General features: G+C 55.1%; 16 protein-coding genes. 9 read left to right on the top strand and 7 right to left on the bottom strand.

Annotated elements, in window-relative coordinates; translation table 11 throughout:
* The first annotated feature begins 88 nt into the window (after positions 1-88).
* From VQ830_RS26025 to VQ830_RS26005, 5 genes are all read left to right on the top strand, one after another.
* Positions 89-1,597, top strand: coding sequence for an ATPase domain-containing protein (locus tag VQ830_RS26025; protein WP_337271070.1), 1,509 nt, complete (start codon positions 89-91; stop codon positions 1,595-1,597).
* Positions 1,590-3,641, top strand: coding sequence for a hybrid sensor histidine kinase/response regulator (locus tag VQ830_RS26020; RefSeq protein ID WP_337271103.1), 2,052 nt, complete (start codon positions 1,590-1,592; stop codon positions 3,639-3,641). Before VQ830_RS26025 ends, VQ830_RS26020 begins: the two co-directional genes overlap by 8 nt.
* A 327-nt stretch (positions 3,642-3,968) precedes the next feature.
* A complete protein-coding gene (locus VQ830_RS26015) occupies positions 3,969-4,160 on the top strand; it encodes a CsbD family protein (RefSeq protein WP_337271069.1) in 192 nt (63 codons plus the stop codon).
* Positions 4,161-4,410: 250 nt separating this feature from the next.
* Complete coding sequence (locus VQ830_RS26010) at positions 4,411-5,754, top strand: IS4 family transposase (protein WP_337271068.1); 1,344 nt, start codon at positions 4,411-4,413, stop codon at positions 5,752-5,754.
* 56 nt (positions 5,755-5,810) lie between these two features.
* Positions 5,811-6,035, top strand: a complete 225-nt coding sequence (locus tag VQ830_RS26005) for a DUF6429 family protein (protein WP_105375144.1) — start codon at positions 5,811-5,813, stop codon at positions 6,033-6,035.
* 33 nt (positions 6,036-6,068) lie between these two features.
* Here the strand turns inward: VQ830_RS26005 and VQ830_RS26000 are convergent, their stop codons facing one another.
* The 6 genes from VQ830_RS26000 to VQ830_RS25975 all read right to left on the bottom strand — a co-directional run bounded on the left by VQ830_RS26000 (position 6,069) and on the right by VQ830_RS25975 (position 10,203).
* Entirely contained in the window at positions 6,069-6,653 is a 585-nt protein-coding gene (locus VQ830_RS26000; RefSeq protein ID WP_337271067.1) for a plasmid pRiA4b ORF-3 family protein, read from the bottom strand.
* A gap of 2 nt (positions 6,654-6,655) precedes the next feature.
* Positions 6,656-8,314, bottom strand: a complete 1,659-nt coding sequence (tnpC, locus tag VQ830_RS25995) for an IS66 family transposase (RefSeq protein ID WP_337271066.1) — start codon at positions 8,312-8,314, stop codon at positions 6,656-6,658.
* Positions 8,315-8,359: 45 nt separating this feature from the next.
* Positions 8,360-8,680 (bottom strand): IS66 family insertion sequence element accessory protein TnpB, encoded by a 321-nt coding sequence (gene tnpB / locus VQ830_RS25990; protein ID WP_342792463.1) that lies wholly within the window; start codon positions 8,678-8,680, stop codon positions 8,360-8,362.
* Between the two features lie 29 nt (positions 8,681-8,709).
* A complete protein-coding gene (gene tnpA / locus VQ830_RS25985; RefSeq protein ID WP_337271064.1) occupies positions 8,710-9,144 on the bottom strand; it encodes an IS66-like element accessory protein TnpA in 435 nt (144 codons plus the stop codon).
* A 386-nt stretch (positions 9,145-9,530) separates the two neighbouring features.
* Positions 9,531-9,770, bottom strand: coding sequence for a hypothetical protein (locus tag VQ830_RS25980; protein WP_337271063.1), 240 nt, complete (start codon positions 9,768-9,770; stop codon positions 9,531-9,533).
* 151 nt (positions 9,771-9,921) lie between these two features.
* Positions 9,922-10,203, bottom strand: a complete 282-nt coding sequence (locus tag VQ830_RS25975) for a hypothetical protein (RefSeq protein ID WP_337271062.1) — start codon at positions 10,201-10,203, stop codon at positions 9,922-9,924.
* Between the two features lie 1,959 nt (positions 10,204-12,162).
* Between VQ830_RS25975 and VQ830_RS25970 the strand changes: the two genes are divergently transcribed.
* The 4 genes from VQ830_RS25970 (at position 12,163) to VQ830_RS25955 (ending at position 15,744) form a co-directional block, all read left to right on the top strand.
* The gene (locus VQ830_RS25970) at positions 12,163-12,474 is read left to right on the top strand and encodes a BON domain-containing protein (protein WP_337271061.1); all 312 of its coding nucleotides are present in this window, start codon (positions 12,163-12,165) and stop codon (positions 12,472-12,474) included.
* A gap of 863 nt (positions 12,475-13,337) precedes the next feature.
* On the top strand, positions 13,338-13,514 hold the full coding sequence (locus VQ830_RS25965; protein ID WP_337271060.1) for a DUF4167 domain-containing protein: 177 nt from the start codon (positions 13,338-13,340) through the stop codon (positions 13,512-13,514).
* On the top strand, positions 13,511-14,596 hold the full coding sequence (locus VQ830_RS25960) for a fatty acid desaturase (protein WP_337271059.1): 1,086 nt from the start codon (positions 13,511-13,513) through the stop codon (positions 14,594-14,596). The genes VQ830_RS25965 and VQ830_RS25960 overlap by 4 nt, the downstream gene beginning before the upstream one ends.
* Before the next feature lie 257 nt (positions 14,597-14,853).
* Positions 14,854-15,744 carry a transglutaminase family protein gene (locus VQ830_RS25955; RefSeq protein ID WP_337271058.1) on the top strand — a complete coding sequence of 297 codons (891 nt, stop codon included), beginning with the start codon at positions 14,854-14,856 and terminating at the stop codon, positions 15,742-15,744.
* 598 nt (positions 15,745-16,342) lie between these two features.
* Here the strand turns inward: VQ830_RS25955 and VQ830_RS25950 are convergent.
* Positions 16,343-16,630 (bottom strand): hypothetical protein (locus VQ830_RS25950; RefSeq protein ID WP_337271057.1); only part of this gene is annotated, 288 nt, incomplete at its 5' end.

Raw genomic sequence — 16,630 nt, 5'->3', positions numbered from 1 at the left:
CACGCGGATGCTCCTTTATCTACGATGTGCTATTGGCTTGTTTCCATCCATGTTGCGCTCTAAGTATTTTAGAAAGTCCGGAGGAACTATGGATCTGAGACCCAGCAGTAAGGCCGAAACCGGTGTTCAAGGGCTGGATGATGTTTTATCCGGTGGCCTTACGCGTAACCATGTCTTTCTACTCGAAGGATCTCCCGGCACGGGCAAGACGACGATTGCGCTTCAATTTCTTCTGGAAGGCGAAAAGCTCGGCGAACGCTGCCTCTACATCAGCCTCTCGGAGACGGAGGCGGAGCTCCGGGACTGTGCGCAATCGCATGGTATGGACCTAAGCGAAGGAATTCAGATTTTCGAACTCGTTCCGCCCGAAAGCCTTCTCGACGCGGACCAACAGCAAAGTCTGCTTTACTCATCCGACCTTGAACTCGGGGAAACGACAAAGCTGATTTTTGAGGCGTTTGAGCGCCTCAGGCCTCACCGCGTTGTCATCGATAGTCTGTCGGAAATCCGTTTATTAGCGCAGAGTTCGCTGCGTTACCGCCGTCAAATCCTCGCGTTGAAGCATTTTTTTTCGCGATCAGATGCAACAGTCCTCCTTCTCGACGACATGACATCCGAGAATTTCGACAAGACAGTGCATAGCATTGTCCATGGTGTCATTCACCTGGAGCAGCTTGCCCCTGATTATGGATCAGAACGTCGCAGACTACGGGTAATCAAGTATCGTGGCCAATCGTTCCGCGGCGGCTATCACGACTTCATCATCAAGACCGGTGGCGTCGCGGTTTTTCCACGTCTACGCGCAATCGAGCACAAGACTGGCTTCGAGCGAACTTCACTTTCAAGCGGTTTGGCAGAATTCGACGGCCTCCTAGGCGGTGGGGTCGCACGTGGTTCGAGCACGTTGCTTATCGGTCCGGCCGGCACCGGTAAAAGTCTGTTCGCTCTTCAGTTCGTCAATGCCACGATTTCTCGAGGCGAAAAGGCCGCAGTGTTTATCTTCGATGAGGAACTCGGACTTCTTTATTCACGCACCAAGGCGATGGGTATCGATCTTGAGAAGTTGCGGAATGAAGGACACATACATATAGAACAATTGGATGCTGCAGAGCTGTCTCCCGGCGAGTTCGCCCAACGCGTTCGAGACCGTGTCGCCAGCTTCGATGCCAAAACCGTCGTCATCGATAGCGTCAACGGTTATCAGGCCGCTATGCCGGAGGAGAACGCGCTCATCCTACACATGCATGAACTTCTGCAATACCTGAATCGGCAAGGAGCAAACACCTTCTTGACTGTCGCCCAACACGGTCTCGTCGGGGACATGAAATCGCCGGTCGATGTGACCTATCTTGCTGACACCGTCATCCTGCTGCGATACTTCGAGGCTCTGGGAAAAGTCCGTCGAGCGGTATCGGTGATCAAGAAGCGTACCGGTCCCCACGAGGACACGATCCGGGAGTTCAGGATCTCCGATAAAGGTCTAACACTCGGCGAACCTCTTTCCGGCTTCCAGGGCGTGCTACGGGGTGTTCCCAGTTTCGTTGGCGATCAGCAGCCCCTCCTCGCCTTGATCGACAAGGACGGCAGCAATTCCTAACACCCACGCGCTCGGTCTGATTTACGCTCCAGTCGGCCGCGATGCGCAAATTGCAGCGTCGCTCTTAAAAGAGGCTGGTATTTCTTCGAAGTCAACAACGGATATCGTGTCGTTCGTCGCAAGTCTGGGCGATGAAATCGCCTTCGCCGTTGTCACAGAGGAGGCGTTCCGATCCGCCGACTTGCGCGCTATATCCGCGTGGATCGAGGCGCAGGCGAGTTGGTCTGATCTACCCTTCATCATCCTGACGAACCGTGGCGGTGGGCCGGAACGCAATCCGGCTGCGGCACGACTATCTGAAGTATTAGGTAATGTAAGCTTTGTAGAGCGGCCCTTTCATGCTACGACGTTTATCAGTGTTGCTCGCTCAGCGATGCGCGGTAGAGGCCGTCAGTTCGACGCGCGTTCGAGGATAGAAGATCTGGATGAAGGAGAGCGCCGTCTCCAGACGGCCCTGAGCGCAGGTCGACTGGGCGCCTGGGAGCTCGACCTTGCTTCCTTTCAGCTCACCGCGTCTGAAAAATTCAGGGCGATATTCGGACGTGGATTTGATGAGCCGTTTTCCTATGATGAGCTGATATCGGCGATCCATCCCGGCGATGTAGATCGGATGCAATCCACGGTCAAATCCACCATCGAGACTGGGACCGATTACGCGATAGAGTATAGAACCATCTGGAGGGACGGGTCTGTCCATTGGGTAGAATTACGCGCGCAATTATATAAAGACAAATCCGGCAAGGCGATAAAGTTGGTAGGAGTATCTGCCGATGTAACAGCCCGACTGGAGGCGGAGGAACAGCAGCGACGGCTGAACGAAGTTTTGGAGCAGCGCGTTGCGGATCGAACCCGCGAACTCGAGCAGGCTCATGCCGCGGTCTTGGCGGAGGTAGGCCAGAGAGAAAGCGCCGAACAGAAACTGCGCCAAAGTCAGAAGATGGAGGCGATCGGACAGCTGACGGGTGGCGTGGCGCATGACTTCAACAACTTGCTCATGGCAGTGCTCGGCAATCTCGAACTTCTACGCAAATATGTTGGCAGTGATGAAAAAGCCCTCCGCCTGATCGACGGAGCGCAGCAGGGCGCAAAACGCGGGGCATCTCTCACCCAGCGGCTTCTCGCCTTTTCTCGAAGACAGGACCTGCGTATAGGCCCCGTGGATATGCGAGAGCTTCTCATTGGAATAGAAGATCTGTTGAGGCGCTCTGTCGGTTCGACGATCGTGGTCGAAATAAATGTGCCTGACAAACTGCCGCTCGTATCCGCTGATGCCAATCAAGTGGAACTGGCTCTACTCAATCTCGCTGTCAATGCGCGAGATGCGATGCCGAGCGGAGGCTCAATCCATGTTGAACTTTACGAGGCAGAGCACAGCTCGCAACTCGGCGAACTGGCGGCTGGGCACTACGTCGTCCTTTCGGTCACAGACGAAGGTTGCGGGATGGATGTCGAGACACTGCAAAAGGCGATCGAGCCGTTCTTTTCGACCAAAGAATTGGGCAAGGGAACGGGCTTGGGCCTTTCTATGATCCATGGACTGGCATCGCAGCTTAACGGCGAACTTAAGCTCACAAGCGAGGTCGGTAAAGGCACAACGGCCGAGTTGTGGATCCCAGTCTCAACGATAATTATCCCATCTGAGGCTCAGCCGATCAGCTCCTCGACGGCACCGACACCGAGGGCAGTTGGTCCGAAACGAATTTTGCTGGTCGACGACGACATGCTGATTGCAATGAGCTCTGCCGACATGCTGATGGATCTTGGCCACGACGTTGTTGAGGCCCACTCGGGTCTAGAGGCTCTTGACATTTTCGGTGACGGATCTGGCTTCGATCTCATCATCACCGACTATTCCATGCCGGGCATGACTGGTGGAGACTTGGCACGGGCTGTCCGTGCGGTTGCTCCAGATATGCCAATCCTTATCGCGTCTGGTTATGCCGAACTTCCAGCGGGTCTCGACCTCGACGTCGCGAGACTCGGAAAACCTTACACCCAACAGCAGCTGATGCTGGAAATCGGCAAGCTCTTATCCAACCCGTAGGGGCTCTTCCAGGCCGGAGGAGCCAGGAACTAAATTTTCGGACTGGCGCGGGCTAGGACCAGACGACGTCGTATGCGTCCAAGCAGAGCAGAGCAAACGCGACGAGTAACGGCCCGAGCGCGCCAGCAAAGACCGCTGGCAACTTCATAATGTTACCGCTGAAGGTTGGGATAAGCGTCCTTTCCTGTCATTGGTGCTGGAACGATAGGTTGAGAGGAGCATTTGATAAAAGAGCAGATCGTTAAGCTACCGAAGACCGACTGCCCCGGTGACTGACCGGATAGCTGCTCCGAGGTCGCGCGTACTGCTTGCAAAGGAGGACCTAAAATGGGTTCGACATCCGATAAAGTTTCCGGCAAGGCCAATGAGTTGACGGGCAAAGCCAAACAGGCGGTTGGCGACGCCACTGACAACAAGAGCTTGGAGGCCAAAGGTACCGCCCAGGAAGCGAAGGGCGATGCTCAGCAGGCGAAGGGTCATGCCAAAGACGCCGTTAAAGGCGTCGTCGACAAAGCCTGACATAGGCCGTCAATGACTAAAAAATGGGGTCGGAGCAAATTCGCTGCGACCTCATTATTACAGCTTGGCTGCCCAGTTTTATCCAGGGCGGCAACCATTCGCGTCAACACAATTTAAGGCGATGACGAGACAAATCGGTTAGTATGCATCCGAGGTGGCTTCCGATTACCCACATCTACTGCAGACGAGGTTGCATCCGATGAATCGTCTGTGATTCTGTCTGTGACGCCGAATCACGGAGGCGTCGCAGATGAGCGAGGATATCGAAGCTGGCGAAGCGGGCTGGCTTGGCGATGAAATCATTTCATCAGGTCTGCCAGACAAACGCCTGGCGCGCCGGATGCACCGACTGCTTGACCAGATGACGTCAGCACCTGGTCACCCCATCCCGGCGGCGTGTGGCGACTGGGCCGCGACGAAAGCGGCCTACCGGTTCTTCGACAATCCACGGGTTACAGAGCACGGCGTGCTGGCTGGCCATTTCGCTGCGACCGCCAGGCGCTGTGCAGACAATGAAGGCCCGATCCTGATCGTGCAGGACACGACAGAGTTCACTTACAGCCGTACGCGGCTGGGCAAGATCGGCTTCACCAAGACCATTAACGCCGGAGCTTGTAAGGCAGGGCGATCCTACCCGGTAACATTGTGTGGAATGTTGATGCATTCGAGCCTGGCGTTAACGCTGGAAGGCACGCCGCTTGGGTTGACGGCAGCGAAATTCTGGACACGTACGAAGTACAAGGGAACCTGGACGCTCAAGCGGCATGTAAATCCCACACGCGTTCCGATCGAGACGAAGGAAAGCTATCGTTGGCTGGAGAACCTGCGCCAGTCAATGACGCTCATCGGAACACCGGGACGCTGTGTGCATGTGGCCGATCGCGAGAGCGACATCTACGAACTGTTCTGCCTCGCCCAGCTCTCGGCAGAGCCTTGGGTCGGATGCCATTGTGTCAAGATCGGCCAGAACGAAATCGCGCGCCTGCATGTGAAATTTGCCACCATCGAAACTCTACCGCCCAAAGGCAAGCGGAAGCGCTACGCCCCTCAGCTTCTCACCTACATCCATGCTCTTGAGATCAACCCGCCGGCGGACCGTGCGCCGATCGACTGGAAGCTGGTGACCAATCTGCCGGTCGGCGATATCACCGCCGCCGTCGAGAAACTTGAATGGTACGCCTTGCGCTGGAAAGTCGAAGTCTTTCACAAGGTGATGAAATCCGGCTGCGGCGCCGAAAAGGCAAGGCTCGAGACCGCAGATCGATTGGCGAAGTTCCTTGCCCTCATTGCGGTGGTCAGTTGGCGGATATTTTTCCTCACCATGTCTGCACGGGAAAAGCCCGAGGCGGAGCCGGAGACAATTCTTACCTCCGCTGAAATTGCGACACTCGACAGCATCGATGCAGCGCGCCCTACGCCGCGCATCCTGCGCAGGACCCTTGCCTCCTATTTGCTCCAGATCGCCATGCTCGGTGGCTACCTTGCCCGCAAGCACGATCCTCCTCCCGGAAACATGGTCGTATGGCGAGGCCTAGCCCGCCTCAATGACATCGCCTTCGGCATTTCCATTGGAACTCGCCGACAATGTGGGTAATCGGAAGCCGAGGTGGGCCGCGGGACTTGAAGTTTCGCGCATGATATCATGGCAGAATGGAGATCGACGAAGACAAAATCGATGACGCGGTCCTGGCCCTGTTATGGCTGACGCTCCACAACGAACGTTGCGCCTGGAAGGGATTTGACTGGGCGACGACGGACCGGTTGCATGAGAAGGGACTGATCTGTGATCCGGTGAACAAGTCGAAGTCGCTGGTCCTGACGGACGAAGGTCTACGGCGTTCGGAAGAACTATTCCGCCGGTTGTTTACACGGTAAAATCCAGTTTCGGCTTTCACCACAGCCCAGTGTTCAGGTTTTGCGTCGCGCTTTTCGGACCCATTTTGCGCCCAGGTCATCGACTGCTTTGTTGAGCTGCGAGACGTTGGCGGCGGCGGGATCATAATCGCGGCCACCCCACCATTCGAGGATTTCGGCATGTCGCTCGTGCGCCGGGTCCGCAAGCGCCTCGCAGAACTCCTGATAACCCCATGGACCACCAACGTCTTCGGGCGGGCAGTGTCCCGTTGCTTCGAGGAGCATCGGCCCTTCCGTGCCGACTGCAGGAAAGGTGCGCTCGATCTTGATGCTGTGTTCCCAACCGTCGCCAAAGTCGTAAAGGTATTTGAACGATTTCGCACCGGTGTCCTGGACTGCCGACAGCAGCGAGACCCTGCGGGCATCGATCGGACCATCCCCCCATTCCTCGTCAGGCAAACCAAAGCCGACGTCACGCATGCGGAATTCGTAAAGGTGGCTGTTGGTCCAGCCCATCGCCGCCTGCAATACCTCGTGCAGCCGACTAAGCCTGATGGTGAACGGCACGACAACGCGCCGCATCACTATCGGCTCGACATGATCGAGGGTGACCTTCAGGCGGACGACAGAAGCCACCATCGTCAGGCCGCCAGCATGACGGTTGCCGGCGATGCACGTTTCCACTCCCAGGGCAGCAGTTCATGCAGGCGCGTGACAGGATGGTCGGCGATGCGACCCAGGACATCGGCGAGCCACGCCTTTGGGTCAACGTCATTGAGACGGCAGGTCGTGATGACGGAGAGCATGACGGCGGCACGATCGGCCCCACGCTGGGAACCGGCGAAGGTCCAATTCCGTCTTCCCAATGCAACACTTCTCAGCGCCCGCTCGGCTGCGTTGTTCGTGAGACAAACTCTCCCGTCTTCGAGGAAGAGGGCAAAGCCCTCCCAGCGCTTGAGCATGTAATCGATTGGCTCGATGACCTCGGACGATCTGCTGAGCGTGGCGCGCTCCTTCGTCAACCACTCACGCATGTCATCGAACAGCGGCTTGCTCTTCTCCTGCCGCACAGCCAGTCGCTCTTCGGCGCTCAATCCGTTGATCTGTCGCTCAATCTCGAACAGTTCGTCGTAGCGCTTGACGGCTTCCAATGCGATCGGCGAGATCGGCTTGCCCTTGCGTTTGCGATCCCGCGCACTTTTCTGGATATCGGCCAGCTCAAAGAATTTCCGCCGCGCATGCGCATGGCAAAAGGCGAAGGTGATGGGCACCTCTTTCGTGGCGGCAACAGCGATCGGCTCGAACCCGTTGTAACAATCGCTCTGCAGAATGCCGCCATATCCGGCCAGGTGCTTCTGCGGATGTTCGCCGCGCCGATCACTCGACGCATAATAGATTGCGGCTGGCGGCGCCGTTCCCCCGAATGGCCGGTCATCGCATACGTAAGTCCATATGCGTCCGGTCGTGCATTTGTCCCTGGCCTGAATGGGAATGGTCGTGTCGTCACCATGCAATCGCTCGGCCGCGAAGACATGCTTCTCGATCAGATCGAAGACAGGCATGAGAGCGGCTGTTGCGTACCCGACCTGGTCGGCCAGCGTCGAGGTCGAAAGATCGATCCCCTCGCATTTGAACCGGGCACTCTGCCGGCTGAGCGGGCTGTGCATGCCGAACTTGTCGAACAGGATCGTCGCCAGCAGATGAGGACCGATGAAGCCGCGCGGCGTGGCATGGAACGGTGCCGGCGGCTGGCTGATGCCTTCACAGTCACGACACGTGAACTTTTCCCGCACCGTCTCGATCACCTTGAACCGGCGCGGAATCTCTTCGAGCGTCTCGGTGACGTCCTCGCCCAGCTTCGACAGGCGCGAACCGCCACAGCAGGCGCAAGTCGTCGGCGGCTCGATGACAATACGTTCGCGCTCGATATCGTCCGGCCATGGCTTGCGCACCGGCCGTTTGCGCGTGAACGAACGTACGCTCGAGGTTCTGGCGCTTGCTGCTTGTGCCGCGACCTCATCCTCCGTCGCCGCCGTCACGAGTTCCTCGAGCTGCAGTTCCAACTGGTCGAGAAGGCGCGCCGTGCGCTCAGAGCGCTGGCCTCGCAACTCGCGCCTGAGCTTCTCGATCTTCAATTCCAAAGCAACGATCAGTGCCTCGTTGTCTGTGAGCATCGCCTGCGCATTGGCCGCTTCCGCAACTGCGATAGCGTGTTTAGCCTGCAAGGCTTCATGCTCGCCAAGCAGCGCCAGGTAAGCGCCTACAACATCCGCAGGAAGATCGACAGGCTTCGAGATCATGAAGCCATTCGATCAGATTTCCGCTGTATTTTCAATTGAATAATGCTAGCCAACCTTCGTCGGCCGCCAAGTTTCCTGAGGATGCCTCCAGTCGATCCCGGACAGAAGATAACTCAGCTGCGCGGGTGATATCACTATCGCGCCGCCTTCCGCAGACGGCCAGACAAACCGGCCGCGGTCCAACTTTTTTGTAAAAAGGCAACTCCCCTGGCCGTCACTCCAGATCACTTTTATCAGCGATCCGCTGCGACCGCGGAATACAAAAAGATTGCCGTCCAGAGGGTTCAGTTTCAGCACCTCCTGCACCCGCAACGCAAGGGATGGAAACCCACACCGCATGTCCGTATGGCCCGTTGCAATCCACACCCGCACATTTTGACCGGAAGGAAGCGTGATCAACGCAACGTCTCCACACCCCGCATGATCCGCAGCAGCACCTCAACGTCGACGCTGCCGTCCACGATCACACGACGGCCGTTCGCCGCGACAATCTCCATACGGCCGGAAGGAGGCGCCACCGGATGCTCCGTCGCAGCAGGTGGAGTGACCTGCTTCATCGGCACCAAAGCCTCCGCCATGACGAACGCCGGCACAAAACCATCGGTTTGTTTCTGGTCGTGCAAACCCTGGCGAACCGATTTGCGCCAACGGTTCAACAGCGAGCGGCTGATGCCGTACTGACGGGCCGTGGCCGACGCCTGGCCTCTCCCCGCAAAGCTTTCTGCGACAATCCGCAGCTTCTCATCCTCACTAAAGCGCCGCCGCCGTCCGGTGTTGATCACCTCGATACGGCTCACCCGAGACCCGCTGTCTCCTCCCAAAATCTCCATCTGTCCAACTGTCCTTATGCCTGGGAATAAGGACAGGGTCTGAACAGTTTTATCCAATATTCAAAGGCGGCCCCGCTCGGACGGATACATCGGTTATGACCAAGCGCCGTCAAAAACGTAGGCAGGCCGAGCGATTACGCAGCGAGAGGGCAGGAACCCGGTCAAACACCTATGCGCCATGAACTGCGCTGTAGTATGCGAAACGCCGATGCAAACACGGCGTGGGCTAGAAGCATCTTTGATCAGCAATTAGCGCATGCCACTGTTACTGCTCGAACAGCCACTTCTCGGAAATCAATTGAACGGGGAGAAGTCGGTAGGATCCGTTCATCGGCCATGAAGGCAACTGAAGAACTACCGCCCACACCCTGCTTCAAAGCGCGTTACTATAAGCGAGCAAAGGGATATTCAGCAGCGTCGTACAATTCGCGCATTTGCCCTTCAGTGAAACGTGCCTCTTCAACCTCGAGGACTGAGCCTTTTCTCAACGCAGCGGGCATTTCTTCTATAGCAAAACGGAGAGCCTCAGCTGCTGTCTCAAACCTTCGATAAAAAAGCTTAGTCATTCTCCGTTGCGTTTTGCAAGGATAAAGCTCTGCGCCAGCGCTATAGTCGAAGACCGCCATGTTTCCTCCCGTCTGGATAAGTTTCGAAAGACTCCCGGCGCATTCGGGACGCGACCGGCAGACCACATTGAAGTACAGTCTTTGCCGCTGAAGTCCGTTATCTGGAAGCAGCGTTTTGACCTGGGGAGACTGTCGGCAGGTATTCCGCTAATCAGGGGTTTATACCTTGGATCAAACGGCGATTGATCAGCGGCTTTGACAATTTCGACCGCCTTTCTGCCATACCGAAGCTTTTCTCAAGCGCGTTTGCTAATACCAATGGATCCTCGACTCCGCTGCGAATTAGGTTGACCAAGAGGCGTTCTGCTATGGTCATCTCACGACATGATGAAGAGGCATCCCTCCCTCCCCCGTAACCTGCATCGAACAACACGCGCTGCATGAGGTATAGTTCAGTGGGAGTAATGTCAGTCAAAGTTGTAATGGAAGACATGGCGTCCTCCTTTGGTTGGGGCAAGGCTTTTAAGCCAATTTCGGCAGCGCCCGTTCAATTGCCACCGAAGCTATTAGCATGCGCGCTTTCCAAACCATTAGCAACCAAGTTCTCAATCTGTCGAAGAACCGGCTTTTCCAGAGCAATTTTGCCTGTCGCAAAAACGATGAAACTAAAACGGACTGTTCGCAGTGATCGCGGATGTTACAATCTCGTTAAGCCGGGGGAACAAGTGACAGGACTGAAGATGTCAGGACACCAACAAGCCCTTACAATACTGTTCGATTTCGCATCTTCGACAAACGCGTTTTAGCGGCAAGCGAACTGCCTAGTCAGATCGCAAGTCCGGACAGCAAAAAGCAATTGCCCTGAGCCATTTTCAGATAACGTTCTTCGCCAAGAGCAGAACGCGAGCGGCGCGGCTTGCCAATGAGCGTGCAGATGCTGATCTTCTTGGTGACAAAAACGGGTTCACGTCCATTTTCATGAAGACAATGGATGAAGTGCGCTAGTGACAATGATATCCTTGAACGCCGATCCGCCTCGTCTGACGCCAAAGCGGCCCTCATCAACGCATTTCAGAACGCGAAAGTTTTGGAAGGATCGAGCTGAAGTCGAGATTTAGGCAGAACGGGCTGCAATAGTTGCTGCCCGCAAAAACCGACGTGCCAAGCGCGAATCAGCGAGAGCGAGCATATGGCACGCGTACTTGATGATGAGAGTATGAAAAGTTGAGCGCGATCGGCGCTACGAAGCGCGCAAAAGCAAGGCAAGGCAACCGTCCGCTGGAATTTTTTCCAAACATGTACCTCACAGTAAAAGCTCTTCGATTAAGGTCGTCAAACATCCCTCATGAATTGCCTACTGCTGATAAGATCCGCCGTCAGCACGCCGGCCTATCACCGAAGGAAGCGGGCGTTCAATCTGAGCGCCCGCGCACGAGACGATGCATCATCAAAAATATCGCTCTTTCATCTATGGGAACGACATTGAAATGCGGATTGCGACGCAACGATTGAAGCACGCGCTGAACAATGAGCTCTTTTTCGTCGCTGCTTGCGTGGAATAGCCCCGCGTAAGTCGTTAGAAGACTGTGTAAGTCGTTCGAACTATCCGGGACGTCATTTGGACTCATAGCCGCCGCTCCCAAGTCCATTCGCTTATTCAAGCGTTTCTTAAAATAGAATGCGCCCCGAATTCGTCAGAGTCTACACTCTCGTCGCAATGGTCCAGATTTTACCAAGCGCCACCACCTATCTAAGGTTAATCAGAAACCCCGAGCGAGTTGCGTGGCTGTGAAGCGCTCGCAGTAGGCGCGCTTGATCATTTCAGCGATGACCATCCGCCAACCAGAGTTTATGACGATTGAAATCCGGCAGACCGCTAATGCAGGAAACGATTGAGAGGCCACCATAGGGCCAGCATTAGATTGAGGCCATCGTATTCCCTTTGGCAGCGCAACAACCGCAGCTCGACAATGATGATGCGCGTGTTGTGGGGTGAGGCAGGTCACGCTCCCGTTCGTTCAATGTGACTTTTTTGATGAGTTAAACCTTTTGGCCGCCTTAGTACGAGCATAATCCTGTCGTACGACTTGGTTTGTCGACAGCCAATGACATGGGCGCTGTCGCAAAGGGTGACCATAGGTGCCCTAGCCCCAAAAGAGAAAAGGAGGACGAAATGTCTTCCACTTCACTGTTATCCCTACGTGAGTTTACTCGGCTTGATCACCTCCTAGAGGAGGCCGGAATGCATCATTTTTGCGATCAGAAACAACAGGCTGTTAGAGACAAAGCGGCCCAGGTTCTAATCGAGCAGTTCGAAAAGCATTTGGATGAGGCCTAGACCAATTGATGTAATCTACCTTTGCTGATGCACAAGCCAGTTTATCTTTCGAACCGCTTAGAAACATGCTTAAGCGAAAACCTTAGATTACCCCAACGAGAGAGAGATCAGGCCATGCAACGTGCACAAGCGTTAGTTCAGGGTTCTCATCAGGCAATGGTAGCACAATGTCAAAGCCACTTGCGACTGCTGAAAAAGCAGCCCAGCTTTGTCTGCGACGATTTCGACATCGAAACTGCGGTTGAAGCGGCTTTGGTGCGTGCGGAAGATTTGGATTGTGCCTACATTTTCGTATCCGCCAAGGGGGCGATTGTGACCTTAAGTGGATGGGTCGCAAGTGAGTCCGAAATTACTATTTCAGCCGGGATAGCGACAAATGTGCCCGGTGTGCAATCGGTTCACAATCATCTGAGCCGCTCACTTTGACTGAAGAATGGTGTGCAAAGCCTGCCACATATACCAACTGATTTTGTTGTGAAACTTACCGCGACCAACGCTACGTAATACTTGCTCAATGATCCGTTATGTCGCGCAGTACTTCTCTTGAAAGGCACCGCGGGAAGACAACGATGAATTTCGCAAACGAGCCCGTATCAAACATTCGCGACCGTGAATTCGTCAGAGCCGCAGATCTGAGAGGAGTTCCCGCTTAGGCGGCATAAAAGATGCTCTTCGCAGGGCTGACAATGGATTTCTGGCAAAACTGACGGGCTATGAGCGATCGAAAAAACACTACCCGTTTGTTTTCTAAATTGAATTTAGCCTCAGGAGAAACCTTAGCGAAAGGTTACCAAACGAAACTAGCTGGGGATTTTCAAGCAGTGCGAAAATGTTCAGATGGAACTCCAGTTTTTGGTTGGGCCCGCGTTGCTATGCGCAGTTCGCTGGCATCGCTGATATGCGTACGCATCAGATGTTTGACTTGACACGAAGGATAATCAAATGGCCAAAGGCCAAGCTCGCAGCAATAAAGAAGTTCGCAAACCAAAAAAAGATAAGGCCGCAGGAGTGTCCCCTATATCTCCTGGCTTTCAGGTAAAGCAAGCGAGCGCGTCACCAACCAAGCACGTAAAGAAATAGAATGGTCTTCTGGCCAAAAGTAGCCTGTACCTTAGCTGCGATCAGCCCGGAGGTGCGACGTCCTGGTCAACGCATCTTCACCCGTCGCCCTCAATCGTTCCCGAAATCAAGACTTTTATGGAGCAAGCCTCATGACGGCTTGAATTATTCTTTTGGAAACACGACGCCGAAATTCCAGTCAATCTGCCACCCGCGCTTTTGGAGCTACCGTGGATGCGATCGCAATATCAAAATCAAAGACCCTGGTAAGACGATACGAGCAGTATGTGGTCTCAGCCCAAAAAGCTGCCCAAGCCGGTGATCAGGTCGAGGCCGAGAATCTTTATCAGCATGCTGAGCACTTCTATCGCGCGGCAGCTTTGCAGGAAGATGGTCAAGAGCAATGATCGAGGAGACAACATCGCCCAATCAACACCGTTCGGATGAAAAAGTCTGGCTCAAAATCCTCGCGAGATATCGCACGCCGCATGCGGGTCGCAGCGTGTTCGAGTTGGCCGTTACAGTTATCCCTTTCGCCGTATTTTGGACGTTGACCTGGTTGGCGGTACATTTGAGCTTTTGGTGGGGCTTGATGCTGATCGTCCCGGCAGCGGGCTTTCTCTTGCGGCTATTCATGATCCAGCATGATTGCGGGCACGGTTCCTTCTTCGCCCGGCGGCGCTTCGACGATTGGACAGGGCGTATCATCGGCGTCCTGACACTGACCCCATACGACTATTGGCGAAAGGCCCATGCCACGCATCACGCTTCGGCAGGCAATCTCGATGAGCGGGGCGTCGGCGATATTACCACGCTCACTGTGAATGAATACTGTCGGCGGTCCCGGTGGGGACGGATGGGATACCGCCTTTATCGGCATCCGCTGGTGATGTTTGGAATAGGTCCGGCTTGGCTCTTTCTGGTTCAGCAACGCCTGCCGATCGGTATGATGCGCGAGGGCATCCTTCCCTGGATGTCTACGATGGCTACCAACGCTGCGGTCTTGGCAGTAGCTTCATTACTGATCTGGGCTATCGGCCCCATCTCTTTCCTCGTCGTCCATCTGCCGATCGTCCTTCTTGCTGGAACGGTGGGCGTCTGGCTTTTCTATGTGCAGCATCAATTCGAGGAGACGCATTGGACGAAAGAGTCGGATTGGCAGTTCTCAAAGGCCGCCCTGCACGGTGCCTCGCATTACGACCTGCCGCCTCCTCTGCGTTGGCTGACCGGCAATATAGGCATCCACCACGTGCACCACCTTTCAAGCAAGGTCCCCTACTATCGCCTGCCTGAGGTCCTTCGGAACCATCCAGAACTCGGTGAAATTGGCAGGATAACGCTGTGGCAAAGCCTGCAATGCGTGAGGCTGGTTCTGTGGGACGAACAGAGCCGAAGACTGATCTCATTTCGTGATGCTGCCCATGACGCATCTCCTGTTCAGCAAGGCCACAGAGATCATCGAGCCGGACAGCAAACGTCTCAGGACTGACTTCCTGCAATGAACACCAGTTCCGACTGGAGAGCCACGTGCGTCAAGGATGAAAGCTGTGATGACTATGGCATCGTACATGCGAACGAGGTTTAGTTCCCGATGCCGGGGTTAGGATGCGGACATCAGCAATATCATCAGTAATGCGGCATCGTCCGGTAGGTTGATCAGTTCGTCCGTTGAAGCGGCTCAATAAAGACACGCTCTTCCCCCGTCAGGGCAGCGGGCTCGCTAGTAGCTTTAAGAGGTCTATCGCCATGCCCATGCTTAGTATTCATCACCTTACGACCTATAGCTTTCGCGAGGACGTGTCGCTGTCGCCGCACCGCCTTATGCTCAGGCCGCGCGAAGGGCGAGAATTGAGACTGCTGAGCCATCATATATCGACGATCCCTGAGGCAACGCTCAACTGGTCGATCGATGTGTTCGGCAATGCAATTGCTGGCGCGACGTTTCAAGACCGGAATGACAGCCTCGTGGTGGAGAGCTCGTCTATAGTGGACCTCAGCGCGGTATCGTGGCCCGTGTTCCACATCGCAGCGTCTGCGATCAACTATCCATTTCTTTATACCGAAGATGATTGGACTGATCTCGGTGCGCTCGCGGCGCAACAATATAACGAAAACGACAACCGGCTGGAAATGTGGGCGCGCAGGTTTATTGCCGGCAGGCCGACAGACACATTGGCCCTCCTGAAGGATATCAGTCTGGGTATTGCATCCTCTATCTTTTATCAGAGCCGCGAGGAGGAAGGCACGCAAACGCCTCTCGCTACACTTGATCGGGGGTGGGGTTCCTGCAGAGACTTCGCCGTACTATTCGTAGAGGCGGTGCGCAGCCTAGGCTTTGGCGCTCGGATCGTCTCCGGGTACTTGTTCAATCCTAATGGCTCGTTCATCGGCTGCACTAACCAAGGATCAACGCATGCCTGGAGTGAGGTATACGTTCCAGGCGCCGGCTGGATCGCGTTCGATCCAACGAACCGCGCTATGGGAGGCGCCAACCTCATCCCCGTCGCTGTGACCCGCGATATCGGCCAGGCCGTTCCGGTTTCCGGGGGCTTCGTGGGCGGGACAAATGCCTTCGTGTCGATGACGGTGGGCGTGGAAGTAAAAATGATCGATCCCGCCTCAGTCGCGCGGCTGTAGAGCAATCGCATGGAGGTGGCTCGTCAGGCCGTGGCGCGTCTTCATCTCAACGGGAACAGACAACCTTGGGCACCCTTCTCGTTGAGCGTCGCCACTGTGCAACCGCGCTTGACGAACACTGGTGCCTCAAGAAGGAACGTCTTTGCCGACGGGCTTTGCGAGCGATCTGGAAAGACCGTGCATTAACTAGCTAGCTACGTCTCTCGACTTCCAAGATCGGCTGATCCTTTTCAGGATCACGATCCTTTCGGGGCAAGCAGCGTTTTGGATTAGATCTTCAGGTTCTATCGATGACTTCGCGAGAGCCTTTTGCCGGATGCTGTGCTGGCCGAAGTAAGGGTAGTGAGCGCTGTTTGCTCTTCAAGGCACTTTATAAAAGTTAGACATCGAGAAGCATGCCCATCCACGCTCCGGTTGGCGATAAAAATTCAATCCGTCCTCAACAAGCACGGTCCCTTTTCCTACAGGGTCATTGGCAGCCAATAAAACGGGTGCGGTCGTCAAGGGTGAACAAATGTCCTCGACCGAATTTGGAAAACGTGGAGGCGATGTTCTCTGGCATCGTAGTCAATGTCATTGGCGTCCAGTCGATCCGAAATCAGCTTACTCGCTTGCTTTGAGCAAGATCACTGCGCGAAATCTGTCGCGACAAACAGGCTCCCATCCCTGTTACGGTCATGACCGCACTTAAGGCGTTACTCAAGGTCGATGCGAGTTTCAGCATGGGAAATTGGAGGAAATGCAGGTCGGGCATTGTAACACCAAAAATTGAGCTTATATCTTCTTCATCGACCAATGCTTGTGACGTCGTTCCAGAGCTTTTAGCTCCCGTTGGATTTCCTCTCAAATAATCGATCTTATCTCGCAAGGCATCGCGGGAACCACA

The organism is Oryzifoliimicrobium ureilyticum, from assembly GCF_037199735.1.
In the GTDB taxonomy this organism is placed as follows: domain Bacteria; phylum Pseudomonadota; class Alphaproteobacteria; order Rhizobiales; family Rhizobiaceae; genus Rhizobium; species Rhizobium ureilyticus.
Note: the sequence above shows the minus strand (reverse complement) of the source record. Positions and strands in the feature narration are given on the sequence as shown.